The organism is Pseudarthrobacter xylosi (genome assembly GCF_055412765.1).
On record NZ_JBVAYT010000005.1, the window covers coordinates 241,004 to 256,572 of the forward strand.

At 65.0% G+C, this 15,569-nt stretch carries 15 protein-coding genes, 1 tRNA gene and 1 other RNA gene; 8 read left to right on the plus strand and 9 right to left on the minus strand.

Annotation, left to right across the window (positions count from 1 at the left end):
- Window positions 1-110: 110 nt before the first annotated feature.
- An RNA gene (gene ffs / locus ACZY1F_RS13185) (signal recognition particle sRNA small type) lies at window positions 111-207 on the minus strand.
- Between the two features lie 118 nt (window positions 208-325).
- Window positions 326-652 carry a YqfO family protein gene (locus ACZY1F_RS13190; RefSeq protein WP_463942100.1) on the minus strand — a complete coding sequence of 109 codons (327 nt, stop codon included), beginning with the start codon at window positions 650-652 and terminating at the stop codon, window positions 326-328.
- Between the two features lie 312 nt (window positions 653-964).
- Here ACZY1F_RS13190 and ACZY1F_RS13195 point away from each other — a divergent pair.
- Window positions 965-1,052 (plus strand) — tRNA-Ser (locus tag ACZY1F_RS13195).
- A gap of 118 nt (window positions 1,053-1,170) precedes the next feature.
- Here ACZY1F_RS13195 and ACZY1F_RS13200 read toward each other — a convergent pair.
- Window positions 1,171-2,088, minus strand: a complete 918-nt coding sequence (locus ACZY1F_RS13200) for an oxygenase MpaB family protein (protein WP_463942101.1) — start codon at window positions 2,086-2,088, stop codon at window positions 1,171-1,173.
- Between the two features lie 164 nt (window positions 2,089-2,252).
- Here ACZY1F_RS13200 and ACZY1F_RS13205 point away from each other — a divergent pair, with 164 nt between their 5' ends.
- The 3 genes from ACZY1F_RS13205 to ACZY1F_RS13215 all read left to right on the plus strand — a co-directional run bounded on the left by ACZY1F_RS13205 (window position 2,253) and on the right by ACZY1F_RS13215 (window position 5,329).
- Window positions 2,253-3,671 (plus strand): M23 family metallopeptidase, encoded by a 1,419-nt coding sequence (locus ACZY1F_RS13205; RefSeq protein WP_463942102.1) that lies wholly within the window; start codon window positions 2,253-2,255, stop codon window positions 3,669-3,671.
- 81 nt (window positions 3,672-3,752) lie between these two features.
- Window positions 3,753-4,280 carry a glutathione peroxidase gene (locus tag ACZY1F_RS13210; RefSeq protein WP_463942103.1) on the plus strand — a complete coding sequence of 176 codons (528 nt, stop codon included), beginning with the start codon at window positions 3,753-3,755 and terminating at the stop codon, window positions 4,278-4,280.
- A gap of 122 nt (window positions 4,281-4,402) precedes the next feature.
- A complete protein-coding gene (locus tag ACZY1F_RS13215; protein ID WP_463942104.1) occupies window positions 4,403-5,329 on the plus strand; it encodes a phosphodiesterase in 927 nt (308 codons plus the stop codon).
- Window positions 5,330-5,382: 53 nt separating this feature from the next.
- On the opposite strand, the gene ACZY1F_RS13220 is transcribed toward ACZY1F_RS13215, so the two are convergent.
- Both ACZY1F_RS13220 and ACZY1F_RS13225 read right to left on the minus strand, forming a co-directional pair.
- Window positions 5,383-6,798 carry a stealth family protein gene (locus tag ACZY1F_RS13220; protein ID WP_463942267.1) on the minus strand — a complete coding sequence of 472 codons (1,416 nt, stop codon included), beginning with the start codon at window positions 6,796-6,798 and terminating at the stop codon, window positions 5,383-5,385.
- Between the two features lie 283 nt (window positions 6,799-7,081).
- On the minus strand, window positions 7,082-8,011 hold the full coding sequence (locus tag ACZY1F_RS13225) for a Cof-type HAD-IIB family hydrolase (RefSeq protein WP_463942105.1): 930 nt from the start codon (window positions 8,009-8,011) through the stop codon (window positions 7,082-7,084).
- Window positions 8,012-8,160: 149 nt separating this feature from the next.
- Here ACZY1F_RS13225 and ACZY1F_RS13230 point away from each other — a divergent pair, with 149 nt between their 5' ends.
- Together ACZY1F_RS13230 and ACZY1F_RS13235 are read left to right on the plus strand one after the other, a co-directional pair.
- Window positions 8,161-8,460, plus strand: coding sequence for a type II toxin-antitoxin system VapB family antitoxin (locus ACZY1F_RS13230; RefSeq protein ID WP_058930154.1), 300 nt, complete (start codon window positions 8,161-8,163; stop codon window positions 8,458-8,460).
- Window positions 8,453-9,124, plus strand: a complete 672-nt coding sequence (locus ACZY1F_RS13235) for a LytR C-terminal domain-containing protein (protein WP_463942106.1) — start codon at window positions 8,453-8,455, stop codon at window positions 9,122-9,124. Before ACZY1F_RS13230 ends, ACZY1F_RS13235 begins: the two co-directional genes overlap by 8 nt.
- Before the next feature lie 26 nt (window positions 9,125-9,150).
- Here the strand turns inward: ACZY1F_RS13235 and ACZY1F_RS13240 are convergent, their stop codons facing one another.
- On the minus strand, window positions 9,151-9,780 hold the full coding sequence (locus ACZY1F_RS13240; protein ID WP_463942107.1) for a TetR/AcrR family transcriptional regulator: 630 nt from the start codon (window positions 9,778-9,780) through the stop codon (window positions 9,151-9,153).
- A 65-nt stretch (window positions 9,781-9,845) separates the two neighbouring features.
- Window positions 9,846-10,553: a DsbA family oxidoreductase gene (locus ACZY1F_RS13245; RefSeq protein ID WP_463942108.1), complete on the minus strand. Its 708-nt coding sequence runs from the start codon at window positions 10,551-10,553 to the stop codon at window positions 9,846-9,848.
- 185 nt (window positions 10,554-10,738) lie between these two features.
- Between ACZY1F_RS13245 and ACZY1F_RS13250 the strand changes: the two genes are divergently transcribed.
- Both ACZY1F_RS13250 and ACZY1F_RS13255 read left to right on the plus strand, forming a co-directional pair.
- On the plus strand, window positions 10,739-11,851 hold the full coding sequence (locus tag ACZY1F_RS13250; RefSeq protein WP_463942109.1) for a glycosyltransferase family 4 protein: 1,113 nt from the start codon (window positions 10,739-10,741) through the stop codon (window positions 11,849-11,851).
- A gap of 15 nt (window positions 11,852-11,866) precedes the next feature.
- The gene (locus ACZY1F_RS13255) at window positions 11,867-14,014 is read left to right on the plus strand and encodes an amylo-alpha-1,6-glucosidase (protein WP_463942110.1); all 2,148 of its coding nucleotides are present in this window, start codon (window positions 11,867-11,869) and stop codon (window positions 14,012-14,014) included.
- Here ACZY1F_RS13255 and ACZY1F_RS13260 read toward each other — a convergent pair.
- Together ACZY1F_RS13260 and ACZY1F_RS13265 are read right to left on the minus strand one after the other, a co-directional pair.
- Complete coding sequence (locus ACZY1F_RS13260) at window positions 14,011-14,544, minus strand: GNAT family N-acetyltransferase (RefSeq protein ID WP_463942111.1); 534 nt, start codon at window positions 14,542-14,544, stop codon at window positions 14,011-14,013. The genes ACZY1F_RS13255 and ACZY1F_RS13260 overlap by 4 nt on opposite strands.
- 22 nt (window positions 14,545-14,566) lie before the next feature.
- The gene (locus ACZY1F_RS13265) at window positions 14,567-15,568 is read right to left on the minus strand and encodes a sugar phosphate isomerase/epimerase family protein (RefSeq protein WP_463942112.1); all 1,002 of its coding nucleotides are present in this window, start codon (window positions 15,566-15,568) and stop codon (window positions 14,567-14,569) included.
- Window position 15,569 lies beyond the last annotated feature (1 nt).

Consider the following 15,569-nt stretch of genomic DNA (forward strand, 5'->3'; position numbering starts at 1 on the left):
AACGTCAGCGAAAGAGTCCGGGCGGTACCTGCGGTAAAGGGCGGTGGTAGTAACAGTCACGAGGAAACCCTACCAATCCGGGCTGACATTCTGCCGCCCTGTGGGGGAATAGTAAAGACCCCCCATGCACCCGCCAGAGCCCGTTTACCCTTGCTACCTTCCGGTCCTGGGGGAGTTCAACAGGATGACGCCACATGAGGGGCCGCAGACAAGTTTACCCGAAGATTCGGGAAGGTCCGGACGGCCAGTGTGGTGGCCGGCCGTAGCCTCTTTGGGGTGCCGTCCCGCGGCCACGAAAGCGGTTCAAAGCCTGCAGGCAAACTAGCTAGCGTCGCCAGCTGGCCACCGGCCAGGTCATAAATGCCGGCTCCTCGTAGGGGTGAGCAGCGCGGAGTGCCAGCACAACGGCGTCGAGCATCTGTTCCTCCACAACGCACTCCACCCGGGTTTCCGGCACACGCTCGCCCGCGTCCACCGCTCCGATGAATGGCTTGGCACCAGATAACGGAGTGAAGTGCCCGGTGCCGGGGGAGGTGAAGGCGCAGTGTGAATAGTTCCCGATCCTGCCCGCGCCGGCATCGCCGATTGCCGCCAGCAGCGCCTCCGTGTAGGTGTCAGGAACGTAAACCACCAGGGCGTGCAGCTGTGTCATGGCCTCATCCTGCCAAGAAGGCAGGGCTATCGGCAGCAATTTTCATTGCTTATCCGGCGGGTAGGGCCGATCATGGATATGTACACCGATTGGGGCAATCTCAAGGTTGTGAGCTGCGGGGCCTGGCTGGAGGGCCGGACCCGGCAGCTCAACGGCGTATCGGAGGAATGGGCGCATTGGGGGCGTCCATTTTCACGTTAAGCAGCCAAATGGAGTTAGGGGTGCGTGGCCGCGGTAATAGTCCGCCGGGCCAATTGGGCGATGCCGGAAAGTTCAGGTAGTCTAGTATCTGCTTTTGATTCGAAAGCAGCTGGAGAATTCGCCTAGCGGCCTATGGCGCACGCCTGGAACGCGTGTTGGGTTAACGCCCTCGGGGGTTCAAATCCCCCATTCTCCGCCAGCAAAAAACCCGGTTCTGACCTCGTCAGGGCCGGGTTTTTGCTTTCTTCAAGCAGGCCTCTCTTCAAGCGGAACCGTGTCCCGCGGCTGATCCCACGTGCCCAGGCGGGCTGTCCGTGTCAGCTGTCCGCGTAGCCGAGGCGGCGGAGGCGCTCCCGGGCCGCCTGTTCGCTGGGTCCTGGCCCGCGACCAAGGGCAAGATGTACGACGCCGAGAGTCGCCTTCGTCGCCAGCCTCACGGGGAGCGGGAACGGCCCCAGCCGGGGGACCTGGAGCCCCAGCATCCGGCGGTACTTCGGCTCCAGGCTGTAGACAGCGCCGGCGAAGATGATCCGGTAGCCAGGACGCAGCAACGGATGCAGCGGCGGGTTGCGGATGAACTCGACGGTCTCGGCAACCCTGCTGTCCGCCACCAGTTCACCGTTGTTATACCAGCGGTCCAGTTGCTCCCGCATTTCGGACTCGCTGAGGGGTGGGTCCCCTATGCCCATCAGCCGCCCGGCCTGGGCCCACTCACGGACATAGGCGTCCGGGCCACCGGGGATCTCCGCACCCCAGATTTTGTGGGCGGCAAGGAAGGCGTCCACGAAGGCGATGTGGACCCAGCGGGCGAGTTCCGGATCGTTGGCCGCGTATCTTCGCTCGCCGCCGTGCCCGTCAGCGTAGCTCCCGTGCACAGGCTCGTGCAGGCGCCGGACCCTGGCAGAAGCCTCATCTGCGGCGGCCTGCGGGCCATAGGTGACAGTGAAGATCCAGCGGATGGTCCGGGCCAGCCGGCTCAGTGGATCTGCACGGAAGTCGGAGTGCTCGTGGACTCCCGCCAGCGCTCCCGGATGCAAGGCTTGCATCAGGAGCGCGCGGACCCCGGCCACAATGGTGGGCATAGAGCCGTGCACCGCCCAGACTGCCGAGCCGGGCAAGTGATAGCCGGCGTCGTCCCCCTCCGCCAGCCGCGGAACCCAAGCGGGCGGGCCGTCCGTGCTGCCGGTGAAGACCCGTTTGATTTCGCCCTGCCATTCCCTGAGGAAATTTCGCATGCCACCATTCTCGCCCAGAGCCCGGTGGTCATGCTTCGACGCGGATCCACATAATATCCGCAGCCTTACCGGCGCGGGGGTTCACATGCCCGGAGCTTTGTGGTCCCATGAAATGGAAAGTCCGTCTGGATCCGGGGTCTGGCGGGCCAATCCGGGAGTAGCGAGTGGGCAATCATTGGGGATCCGGCGGGGCGAAGGAGCCTGCGGGCGGCTGCGTCATGGCTGTGCGCGTGCTGGCCGGCAGTGCCGTTGTTGCCGCATCACTCTTCGCCGTGGGATTCCCTGGAACGCCCTCCGTTGAATACAGCCCGGCAGCGCCGGTCGGCGCCGGACACGTTGGCCTGCCTGGGCCGGCCGGTGCTTTCCTGACGGACAGTCGGGCCTTGGTTCCGTTCAACCGCACGCTGGTCAGGACCATCGCCGTGGGTGGGAGCGCCCCGCTCAATGTGGCTTCGGCCGGGCTCACGCGCCCGCTGGAGGGGTCCCTCATGGCGCCCCTTGAACTCCTCACCCCAAGCTCTCCCTTCGGGTTCCGGGTCAGCCCGATCACCGGTGCGGGCGGCGATTTCCACCTGGGCCAGGACTTCGCTGCAGGCTGCGGCACCAGGGTTTATTCGGCAGACGCCGGCGTGGTCAGGGCCGCTGGCTGGCACCCCTGGGGCGGCGGGAACCGCGTGGAAATCGACCACGGCAACGGGCTGATCACCACGTACAACCACTTGGAGGCGGTCGCCGTCCGCACCGGGGACTCTGTGCAAGTGGGCCAAGTCATTGCCAGGGTTGGCACCACGGGGTGGTCCACAGGCTGCCACCTGCATTTCGAAACCATCCTCAACGGCAAGCACACCAGCCCGCTGAACTGGACACTCCTCAGGATTCGTCAGTTGGACAATCTCGAGGACATAGCGATGGTCAGCTATGAGGCCAAGACCGCGGACGGCGGCGCGCAACGCTGGGCCATTCCGGTCGCCCAGGACAACAGCCATACGGTCCTGGGCGGCGCAGAGGAGCTGGCCAAGGCGCCCGTACCGGTCGAAACGCCGGCAACGACAGAAACGCCGGCAACGACAGAAACGCCGGCAACGACAGAACCGGTGCACGAGACACCCACGCAAGCACCGTCGTCGGACGCTACGCCGCCTGAAACGGGAACCGGAACAGCCACACCGGACCCGACGGCGACAGCCTCTCCTTCCCCGACGGGAACTCCAAGCGCCACGCCGACGGCGACAGCCTCTCCTTCCCCCACGGGCACCTCGAGCGCCACGCCGACGGCGACAGCCTCTCCTTTCCCCACGGGCACCTCGAGCGCCACGCCGACGGCGACAGCCTCTCCTTTCCCCACGGGCACCTCGAGCGCCACGCCGACGGCGCCGACACCCACCCCCACGGGCACCTCGCCCGCAACAACGAGCGCGTCTGCGTCTCCGACGGCCACTGCCTCACGGTCGCGGCCGTCCAGGTCCAGCCCCAGCACACCCCCGACACCGGAGCCGACGGTGGAGCCAACAGCGACAGTCACCGCAACAGCTACAGCAACAGCCGTCGCCACGCCTACAGACACCGCGACGGCGAACCGCTGACGGCAAACTCCCAGACTGCACCCGTACCCTTGATGGTTGGCAACGAATCACCTGCATGACCAACCTTTCAAGGACGGCGCTGTGACAGACCTATACACCATTCCCCTCACCCTCAACGACGGCACCGAAACCGATTTTGGCCGGTTCAAAGGCGACGTGGTGATGGTGGTGAACGTGGCATCAAAGTGCGGGTTCACGCCTCAGTACGCGGGCCTGGAGACGCTCTACGAGAAGTTCCGCGACCGCGGCTTCGACGTGCTCGGAGTCCCGTGTAATCAATTCGCCGGCCAGGAGCCGGGCAACGACAGCGAGATCGCCGAGTTCTGCGAGCGGAATTTTGGTGTCACCTTCCCGCTGACGGCCAAGGCCAACGTGCGTGGCAAGGACCAGCATCCGCTCTATGCCGAGCTGACCAAGTTCAAGACCGGTGTGCTGCCCGGCCTGGTCAAATGGAACTTTGAGAAGTTCCTGGTCAACCGCAAAGGTGTAGTGGTGGCACGCTTCGCGCCCACCGTCGAACCGGACGCCGCCGAGGTTATCGATGCCGTAGAAATGGCACTGGCCGAATTTGCTGAACCGTCAGCCACGTCTCGTCATTCAGAAGCGTAAATTTTTTCTTTTTTCCAACTTGCCCGCGGTAATTTACTCAAAATTTCCCCAAAATCTGGTTTGATAATAGTTACTGAAGGGTAGAAGGGAAACGCCGTTTCCCACCGACCACAGAGGCAGCAATGGAGCACATCGAGGCCGAACACCCCCGGCCACGCCACTTCCTACTCCACCTGAGCGATCCCCACTTGATGGGAGGTCCAGATCCCCTTTACGGCGCTGTTGACAGCGAATCCAAGCTTATCCAGCTTTTCGACGAGGTCCGGGCCTCCGGGGCGCGGCCCGAGGCCGTGATCTTCACCGGTGACCTGGCCGACCGGGGCGACCCGGAGGCTTACGCAAAGCTGCGGGCCATCGTTGACCCCGCCTGCGAGGAGTTGGGCGCCAAGGTCATCTGGGCAATGGGCAACCACGACAACCGCGCGAACTTCCGGACAGGGCTCCTGGATGAGCCGGCGAACGACGCACCCGTGGACCGCAGCTACTTCATCAACGGCCTGCGGGTCATCACCATGGACACCTCGGTTCCGGGCTACCACCACGGCGAGCTGAGCACCGCTCAGCTGGAGTGGCTGACGCGCGAGTTGGAAACTCCCGCTCCTGATGGCACCATCCTGGCGCTCCACCATCCCCCGGTCCCATCCGTCCTGGACCTTTCCGTTCTGGTAGAGCTGCGTGACCAGGCCAGCCTGGCTGCCGTGGTCCGCAACTCGGACGTCCGGACCATTCTTGCCGGGCACCTGCACTACTCAACCACCGCGAGCTTTGCCGGGATTCCTGTCTCCGTCGCGTCGGCCACGTGCTACACGCAGGACCTTAACGTGGCAGTCGGCGGCACCCGCGGGAGGGACGGCGGGCAGGCCTTCAATTTGGTGCACGTGTACGAACACACCATCGTCCACTCCGTGGTTCCGCTGGGCAGTACACCCACCGTTGGCGAACATGTCACACCGGAAATGACTGCAGAGCGCCTGGCCGCCGCCGGTATTACTATCCCGGACAAGGCAAAAGTCGGGGCCGCCAAGGTTGTCCTGCCGTACGCAATCTAGCGGCATCACCCGGAGTGCGGGACTGAGCAACCTCAGTCCCGCACAGCTACCGGCTACAGTTCCCAGGGCGCCTTGATGGGATAGTACTTCTCCAGGAAATCGGTCACGATCTCGGCGCGCTCGTCCGCGGGGACCTCGGGGAAGCTGCCGTCGTTGAGGCAGAAGAAGTCCATGTTCCGCTTGGCCAGCAGCTTGGGCAGGTAGTTCAGCCCGGCGCGGGCGGTGGTGTCCACGTACCGCACCCTGGCTGCGGTCTGGGTGACCGCACGGCCTGTGAGCAGGGCGTAGTAGTGGTAGAAGGAATTGGTGACCGAGATGTTGTCCGCGGCGCGGAACCTGCTGCCGGCCGTCTTCTGGAACTCCTCCGGGAACTCACGCTCCATCCTGGCCACAACGCTGCGCCGCAGCGGGGCGGCGGTGTGCTCGAGGTGCCGTGTGGTGATCCGCCCGAAGCGGTTCCAGAGCAGCTTCCGGTTGACGCGGGCCGCGTTCTCGAAGCCACTGCGTTCGGCATCGTTGTCGCCCAGCCCGATCCGGGTCTCTGCCTCGATGAACTTGGTGACGCCACCCGGAGTGAAGAACATGTCCGGGCCCACAGGCCGGCCGAAGAACATGTCGTCATTCGAGTAAAGGAAGTGCTCGGAGAGGCCCTCGATGTTGTGGAGCTGGCATTCCACGGCCTGCGAGTTGTGCGTGGGCAGCACTGTGGGATCGGCGAAAAATTCCTCGCTGCGGACAATGGTCACCGACGGGTGATCGGCGAGCCACTCCGGGGCGGGGGAGTCCGTGGCGATAAAGATGCGGCGGATCCAGGGCGCGAACATGTACACCGAGCGCAGGGCGTACTTGAGTTCGTTGATCTGCCGGAAGCGGGCTTCGTTGTCGTCGCCTTCGCCGAGAACCACACCCTTTTGCTGGGCGCGGCGGGCCGCGATGTAATCGGGTGAGCTGCCGTCCACCCACGAGAAGACCAGATCGATGTCGAAGCTGATGTCGCTGGCGTGATCGGCGAACATGTTCTCGATGGTGGGCCAGGTGTGTCCGTACCGTTCAACCGTCCCACGGACAGCGTCCTGGGACTGCATGGTGCGGCGGGTCAGGGAGTTTTCGATCGGGAGGATCAGCTGATCGCCCTCAAAGCTCCAGAGCTCAATCTGGACGCCAGCGGAGGAACCGAACTCGAAACCGCCGTCGGGCTCAACCCGTGGACGGTAGAGGCGGAAGATGCGGGCCTGGCGGTTGGGGGAGAGATCGCCGTCGGCCACCAGCACGGAGGACTTCTTTTTCGCGTCCACGGTCATGGAGTAGACCGGCTCGTTGCGGCAGGCCTCCACCAGGGCTGCCCGCAGCTTCTTGCGGTCCTTCCAGTCCAGGGCGATGACCGGACGGTCGTTGTTGCCCCGGACCAGCAGGTAGTCAAGGCCTTCGCCCGCCAGGACACCGCGCAGGAACAACAGGTCCTCGACCATGGCCTGGTACGGCGTCCGGTTGTGGTTGATCAGGGCATACCTGCCCTTGTGCCGGACCACATCAGGCCGGTGTTTGAGCCGCGCCTCAGCCGCCGGAGATGTCACCTCGGCGTGGGTGCGCGGTTCTACGGACGCCTGGCCGCCGTAGTAGATCTCGTCCTGGACAGGTGCTTCTGTAATGGTTGTCTCCGTCGCGGGTAAATGGTAAGCGTTCTTACCTGAATAATAGCGCGACCCCCCAAAATGGCAGGCCCCAAACGGGCGTTGCCGGCCGGGGACGGGCTCAGTTGACCATTGCCTCCCGCCAGCTGCGCAGGAAAGCTCCGCCGGCGTCGTCGTGAATGACATCTTCCCCAAGCCCCAGATCGCTGGCCGTCAACACGTCGTAGGGTTTGACCGGAACGCCGTCCGCCGGGCGGACATCAACGTGCTTCACGGGATGGTCATTGTGGTGCAGCCAGTCCGCCATCGCATAGTCCGTGCGGGAATCACCCACGGTCCGCCAGGCCTGCGGCGTGATGCCCTGCGCCGCCAGCAACTCCACCGCGCGGCTGGCGCCGAGGTCCTTGCCCAGCCGCACCGACTCAATATCGGTGGAAATGATGGTGGGATCGACACGGTAGTCCACATCGTCGTCGGAATTCGGCGCGTGGTGCTCCAGCCGGACCACGCCCAGGCCGTGGCGGGTCATCAGGTCCATGGCGTCGGAGTCGAAAAGCTTCTGTTCGGCCAGGTAATCGGCGGAGGGCACCTCGATGTGCTGTTCAACAGACACCATGGCGCGCTTGGTCTCGTCAAAAAACATGTGCCTGGAGTAGTCCTCGGCCACGAGCCTGCGGACGTCATCGCCGTAGGCCTTGGGCACGGCAAGAGCGTGGTCAACGTGGATGGGGCCGGGCCCGGCAGCGGTGTAGCTGAACCACACGGCGCCCTTCTCACAAATGGCGTGGATGACCGTCCCGGCGGGCATTCCCGCAGCGATCATGGGCGCCATGACCTGCTCCCGGATGAAGGCATCGGAGCGGCCGGTGTTGAAAACGACCGGAATCCCGGCGGTGGCCAGCGCCACCAGATCGGCAATGATGCCTGGTTTCACATCGCGGGTCACGGGGCTGGCCACGGGTCCGTCGACGTCGAGCAGGAGGGCGAGGGGCGGGGTGGACGGCAGGCGGACGCCGGGCGCGGTGCCGGCAGGGAATTCGGGTGCAGTCATGGCTCCATTGTGTCAGCCGGAGGCCCCCGATCCTGCGCTGGCGGTGCTAGGTCCGCGGCATGTGACAGATGGTCACTGTTTGGCTACAACCTTGGGATGGTGCGGGCCGGACACTTCTCATAGGGCGCCAAGCTGCCTAGGGTGGCATGGTGATATTCAAAGCTGTGGGCGAGGGACGCCCGTATCCCGACCATGGTTTCAACACGCCCAAACAGTGGGCATCGCTGCCGCCGCGGCCTGTCCGCCTGGACGAACTGGTGACCACCAAACGGACGCTGGACCTCGAAGCGCTCCTGGCCGAAGACTCCACCTTTTTCGGTGACCTCTTCCCCCACGTGGTGCAGTACCAGGGAACCCTGTACCTGGAGGACGGACTGCACCGCGCCGTCCGGACAGCGTTGCACCAGCGGACCGCCATCCACGCCCGTGTGCTGGTCATAGATGGCTAGGAAACCCAAGGACGCCAGCGTCCTGCACGGCCACCACGTTGTTTCCGGCCCCGAACTGCGGGCCACCTTTGAGGCTGCCGGCGACCCCGACAATCCGGTGCGGTTGCGCCGCCGCGTGGTGCATGGCGTGGTCCTGGTTTTGCTGCTGGGCCTCATTGCCGGCGCCATCATCGTTGCGCTGGCCATCATGAACGGACAGCTTAAGCTCCCGACGCCGGCAGGCAGCGATGAGCCCCGGACCACCTGTCCCGGGGCCACCTTTGACTACACCCCCAACGACATGATCAACCTCAACGTCTACAACTCCACCAGTCGGCCCGGGCTGGCCCGCTCTGTGGCGGACGAGTTGCTGGTCAGGAAATTTGTGGTGGGAGCCGTGGCCAACACGGAGGCCGGTTTCCGCGGCGTGGCTGCGGTGGTCTCCGGGGCTGCCGGGCAGTCTGCCGCCTTCAGCGTCCAGCGGAACCTGCCGGGCTCCGACTACTTCCAGGATGACCGGACGGACGCCAGCGTTGACGTCATTATTTCCAGTGATTACCGGGAGCTCGCCGCCGTGGACCGCGTGGACCAGACGCCGGGGAAGCTCAGCTGTCCGCGTGAAAGCCGGCGTATCGCTGACGATGCCAAGTGGCCGGTTATTCCGACGGCCGGCGCCACGCCCTAAGCCCCCGCACTTTTGGTCCCTGCACGCTAGCTAACGCGCAGGGGTGCGCCGTCGTCGCCGAACCTTGCCCCGGCGCCCAGCTGGATGAACCGCACGGTGCGGGCGACCCGCGCCTCAAGTTCGGCGGGCTCGTTGCTGCCGCGCGCCGCGCTGGAGGAGAGTGTGCCGTGGATGAGCTGCGCCTGCTGGCCAATGTCCGCTTGCGGCAGGTACCCCTGCGCCATGCCGTCCCTGAGGATGCCCTGCAGCAGGACGCTGAGTTCACCCACGTGGTCGGCCAGTTTGGCAAAGGACGACGGCGACAGGACCGCCGCCATCGCCGGTCCGGGCGGGAGGTGGCGGCGGCTGAGGTCCTCCACCTGGGTGCGCACGTACAGGGCCAGCCGTTCGACGGGGTTCTCGAGAGTGCTCAGTGACTCCCTCAGCTCGGCGAGGAACCGCTCGGTCTCGTCCAGGGCGTAGGAGATCAGCAGCTCTTCGATGTCCGCGTAGTAGTTATAGACCGCGGTGCGCCCCACCCCGGCATGCCGGGCGACGTCTGTCATGGTCAGTCCGGGCAGGCCGTGGGTGAACAGGAGTTCCCCGAATGCTGTCAGGACCCGGCGTTGCGTCTCGGCGCGTTGCGCGGCGTTGTTGGCCGCCGAAATCCTGGGCATGCAGACACTTTACCGCGATGTGTCAGTAAGAACTCGTCGGGTCAGCATGAACTCGTCGGGCCGGGTCAGACCGCGCAGCCGTCCGGGCCGCAGGCCTCGCCGTCGTTGCCGGCCGCGGCGTTAACCAGAACCAGCGGGTTGGTCTCCTGCCAGGCCTGGTGGAGCGCCGCCGTGAACGTTTCGGCAGGCTGGGCACCCGAGAGGCCGAACTTGCGGTCGATCACGAAGAACGGGACGCCCGTGATGCCCAGGGCGCGGGCCTCCTCGAAATCGAAGCGGACGGCGTCGGCGTATTTGTCCGAGGTGAAGAGTTCAGCAACCGCATCGGGGTTGAGGCCCAGCTCCCGGCCCAGATCCGTGAGGTATTCGGCGCTGCCGATGTCCTTGCCATGCTCGAAGTGGTCGCTCAGCAGGCGTTCCTTGGCGGCATCCTGCTGGCCATGCTCGGCCGCGAGATGGATCAGGCGGTGGGCTGTGAAGCTGTTGGCCACCACCACCTGGTCGAACCGGTAGTCCAGGCCCTCGCCCTTGGCCTGCTCGGCGACGTGGTCAAACATTTGCGAGACCTGTGCCGGGGCCATGCCCTTGCGGGTGCTCAGGTACTCCAGTTCGGTGCCGTCGTAGTGCTCGGGGAGGGTGGGGTCCAGCTGGTAGCTGCGCCACTTCACCTCCACAGCCTCGCGGTGCGGGAACTCGGCCAGGGCGGCCTCGAACCGGCGTTTGCCGATGTAGCACCAGGGACACGCGACGTCTGACCAGATCTCAATCTTCATGCTTGCCACAACTCTGCAGGTCAGACACCCATTCCCCGTCGGCAGTGTCGGATTTGTCACATTGGGGCTTGAAATGGCTCCCCGCTCGGGGCGATAGTCGGAGCAGCGGATTAAGCAGAAACCGTTCTGAACACACTTCATCGCCAGGTCTGGGGGCGTGGCATGTGATCCTCCCGGAGGCCAGCATGCGGATAGGACTTGTTGCGGCACCATGGATCCCGATTCCCCCGGCTGGATACGGAGGCATCGAGAGGGTTGTTGACTCCCTGGCCCGGGGATTCATCGCGGCCGGGCATGAAGTGTTGCTGGCGGCGGCGTCAGACAGTAGCTGTCCGGTGCCCCTGGTGCCGGGGATGAGACCCTCCGAACCAGCTGAAATGGGTTTTTCGCTCTCAGAGCTCAGCCATGTCATAAGGGCTTATGAAGGGCTGGGGGACGTGGACATCATCCATGACCACACCCTGGCCGGGCCGCTGGTGGCCCGGAGGAGGTCGCCCGCACCCGTGGTGACCACCATTCACGGTCCCCTCATCCCGGCGTCGGCCGATTTGTACCGCGCGATGGCTGCCGACACAGCCATCATCGGAATCTCACGTGACCAGGCTTCCCGTGTGCCGGATGTCCCCATCACCCGCGTGATCCATCATGGAATGGACGTCCTTGCCGTGCCGATCGGCTCCGGCACAGGCGGCTACGTCTGCTTTGTCGGCAGGATGTGCCCGGACAAGGGCGTGCTGGAAGCCATCCGCATCGCGCGCCAGGCAGGAATCCCGCTGCGTATTGCAGCAAAGATGCGTGAACCGCAAGAGCTGGAGTACTTCCGCTCCGTCATTGAACCGCTCCTGGGCTCCAACGAGGTTTTCCTCGGCGAGCTCGGGGACACTGACAAGTACCGGCTCATGGGCGAAGCGATGGCGTTCCTGAATCCCATCCAATGGTCCGAACCGTTTGGACTGGTCATGATCGAAGCCCTCTCAACAGGCACCCCGGTAGTGGGAACTCCAATCGGATCCGCCCCTGAGATTGTGGACCACGGGAAGACCGGATACTTGGCGCCGACGGATCAGCTGCACACCCTCCTTCCCCTCGCCGCAGCGCTGGACAGGGCACACTGCAGGGACCGGGCAGCCAAGCTGTTCAGCACGGAGAGGATGGTTGGCAACCACTTGGACCTCTACGCAAGGCTCGTGGAAAAGAGCCAGGCGGCAGGGGTTCCGGATGAATCGCACGTGGATCAGAATCAACTACGGGGTATCCGGGCGCCGGAACCGGACCCCATCTCTATCCGGCGGCCCTGAGGAAGGAGCGCATCCATGACTGCTTGGAATGCCGACACGGAAGCCGACGTCGGCGGCGCCGGCGCTGTGACCCTGGTGGAGGGGTCTTCCTTCTGCATCTCCTCCCACAGCGGAGACATAAGCCCCGAGGGCGGAACCAACGGCGCGTTTTATCGCGATACCCGGATTGTGTCCCGGTGGGTCCTGCGCATCAACGGCGCCCTCCGCGAGCCTCTGGTGGCCCAGCGGCCGGACGCGTTCGAGGCCGCCTTCGTGGGCCGCGCTAAGTGGCCGGACGGCCGGTTCGACAGCCCGCTCGTAGTCCGTCAGCAACGCCACATCGGACCGGGTCTGCAGGACGACATCACTTTGCAAAACTATTCTGCGGAGGCCGTCGACTGCGAGATCGAACTACAGGTGGATGCAGACCAGGCCGACCTTTTCGATGTCAAAGGCGGCCGCCCGATCAATGAGGACAGCCTGACCCGGACCCTCAAAGGCGCAGAACTCCTGGTCGAGACCGTCCGGAACGGGCAGCGCCGCGGCTCAGCGATCAGGGCCGCAGGCGCCGAAGTCACCGTTGACGCGCTGAGGTTCCACGCGCATATCCCAGCAAGAGGCAAGTGGTCCACCAGCGTCATTGTGGTCCCTCTGATTAATGGTGCGGCTCCGAATGAACCCTTCACTGAAGGGGGCCTGCCCCGTCACCGGGCGGGCGTGCAGCGGCACCTGGCGTGGGAGGAAAACGTCCCGCGCATCTCTGTCGGGGACCGCAATATTGAGGAAACCCTGCAGCGCAGCCAGTCCGATCTGGGGTCCTTGCGGATTTTCGATGCCGAGCATCCTGACCGTGCTGCCGTGGCGGCCGGTGCGCCTTGGTTTATGGCGCTGTTCGGCCGCGATTCGCTCCTGTCCTCCTACATGTCACTGCTGGTGGACTCGACGCTGGCGGTGGGAACCCTGCAGACACTGGCGGCACTCCAAGGCGCGAAAGTGGATAACGATTCCGAGGAACAGCCGGGCCGTATCCCGCACGAGGTGCGGCTGGGCGTGACGGCCGGCCTGTCTTTGGGCGGGACCGCATATTACGGCACCGCAGATGCCACCCCCCTGTTTGTCAGTGTCCTCGGCGAGCTCAGCCGGTGGGGACTGTCGGATGAGGTTATCGATTCTCTTCTGCCGCACGCGGACCGGGCCCTGGAGTGGATTGAAAAGTACGGGGACCGTGACGGTGACGGTTTTGTCGAGTACCTTCGGCCAAACACGCATGGGCTGGTGAACCAGGGTTGGAAGGATTCCTGGGATGGGATCAACTTCGCGGACGGGCGGATAGCTCAGCCTCCCATCGCCCTTTGCGAAGTCCAGGGTTACGTTTACGCCGCCTATGTGGCCCGCTCACTGCTGGCACGTTCGGCTGGCGACGCAGCAACGGAGCAGCATTGGGCTGGCCGCGCCGCCTCCCTGAAAGAAGCCTTCAACGAGAAGTTCTGGCTGCCGGACAAGGGCTACTTCGCCATCGCGCTGGACAAGGACAAAACTCCTGTGGACGCGTGTACGTCCAACATGGGCCACTGCCTCTGGGTGGGGATCGTCGACGAGGAAAAAGCGCCGTCGGTGGTGGAGCGGCTGATGTCGCCGCAAATGTTCACCGGCTGGGGGATCCGGACGCTGGCCTCGGACATGGGGGCGTACAACCCAGTGAGCTACCACAACGGATCAGTGTGGCCGCATGACTCGGCCATCGTGGCTACCGGCCTCATGCGCTACGGCTATGTGGCTGAGGCCAAACAGCTGGCCCGGGGGATCTTCGACGCAGCTGCACATTTCGACGGACAGTTGCCCGAGCTGTTCTGCGGCTTCGACCGCAGTGAATATCACGGGCCAGTGCCGTACCCGACGGCGTGTTCCCCACAGGCCTGGGCCGCTGCGGCGCCCATCCAGCTAGCCCGTATCCTGCTGCGCTTTGATCCGGACTTTACGCGGGGTGCTGTCCATCTGGCCCCCTTCCTCGCCGAGGACAAGGGCGACTTCAGGGCCGACAACGTCCGGCTGGGCCACGCCAGAATCACGATCATCGCGCGGGGAACCGAAGGGCGCATCGAAGGCCTTCCGCCGGGCCTGAAACTGCTGAAGGAGCCGCGCCCTCCCTTGGACGAAAACCTGGGTGGACGTGCAGGGAACTAGGGTACGGCTCGCTCCAGGACGAAGTCGTGCTCCACGGTGCTGCCCAGCCGGAAGGACTTGCTGCCCACCGTGCGGAAACCGGACTTCTCGTAGAACCGGAGGGCCCGCGCGTTCTGGCTGTTGACACCCAGCCATACCCCGGCCGCGCCCGCTCCGGCGGCGGCCTGCAGGCTGGCGTGCATCAGCTCCGCGGCGGCGCCCAGGCCGTGATGGTCGGGGTGGACGTAGCATTTGCTGAGCTCGACGGACGGCAGGACTTGCAGCGCCGACGCCACATCCGGGTCTTGGGCCGGACGGTTGACGAGCAGGCTGTAGCCGCGGAGTGCGCCGTCGGCATCGATGACCAGCATGATGACGTCAGGATCCGCCAGGTACCCCCGGAAGTGCCTTTCGCTGAGCGTGTTGGCCACGTGCGCGGCAATGTCCTCCGGTGACGACGACGGCGGGCAGGCCAGCGGAAAGGTGACGGCCGCCAGTTCGGCGAGCGGGCCGGCGTCGTCCGTTGTGGCCTTTCGGATGGTGTGGGTCATGCAGGGATTCTACGTGCGCTTCCTACGGCTTGGAGCTGAACGCGGCGTCGAAGGAGGTGTTGGAGGCCGGGAAGTCGAATTTCTTCAGGGCGGCGAGGGCTTCGGGGGCGCCGTGGAGCCGGTCCATGCCGGCGTCTTCCCATTCGACGGAGATGGGTCCGTTGTAGCCGATGGCGGTGAGGGCGCGGAAAGAGGATTCCCAGGGGACGTCGCCGCGGCCGGCGGAGACGAAGTCCCAGCCGCGGCGGGGGTCGCCCCAGGGCAGGTGCGAGCCCATGACGGTGTTCCGGCCGGTGGGGCGGAGCTTCGTGTCCTTGCAGTCGACGTGGTAAATCCGGTCCTTGAAGTCCCAGATGAAGGAGACGGGGTCGATGCCCTGCCACATGAAGTGTGAGGGGTCCCAGTTCAGGCCGAACGCTTCACGGTGGCCGATCGCTTCGAGGGTCCGGACGGTGGTCCAGTAGTCGTAGGCGATTTCGGAGGGGTGGACTTCGTGGGCGAAGCGGACGCCGCATTCGTCAAAGACGTCCAGGATGGGGTTCCAGCGGTCGGCGAAGTCCTGGTAGCCGGCCTCGATCACGGCGGCGGGGACCGGCGGGAACATGGCCACGTACTGCCAGATCGAGGAGCCGGTGAAGCCGACGACGGTGTCCACGCCGAGTGCCTTCGCGAGCCGGGCGGTGTGCTTCATTTCCTCGGCGGCGCGTTGGCGGACGCCCTCGGGGTCGCCGTCGCCCCAGACCTTGGCCCCGACGATCGCTTCGTGGCGGAAGTCGATGGGGTCATCGCACACGGCCTGGCCCTTGAGATGGTTGGAGATGGCCCAGACCTTGAGGTTGTACTTGGCCAGGATGGCGAGCTTGGACTCGACATAGCCGGGTTCGTCCCAGCGCCAGGCGTCCAGGTGGTCCCCGGACACGGCGATTTCGAGGCCGTCATAGCCCCAGCCGGAGGCCAGGCGTGCGACTTCCTCGAACGGGAGGTCGGCCCACTGGCCGGTGAACAGGGTGTAGGGGCGGGACATG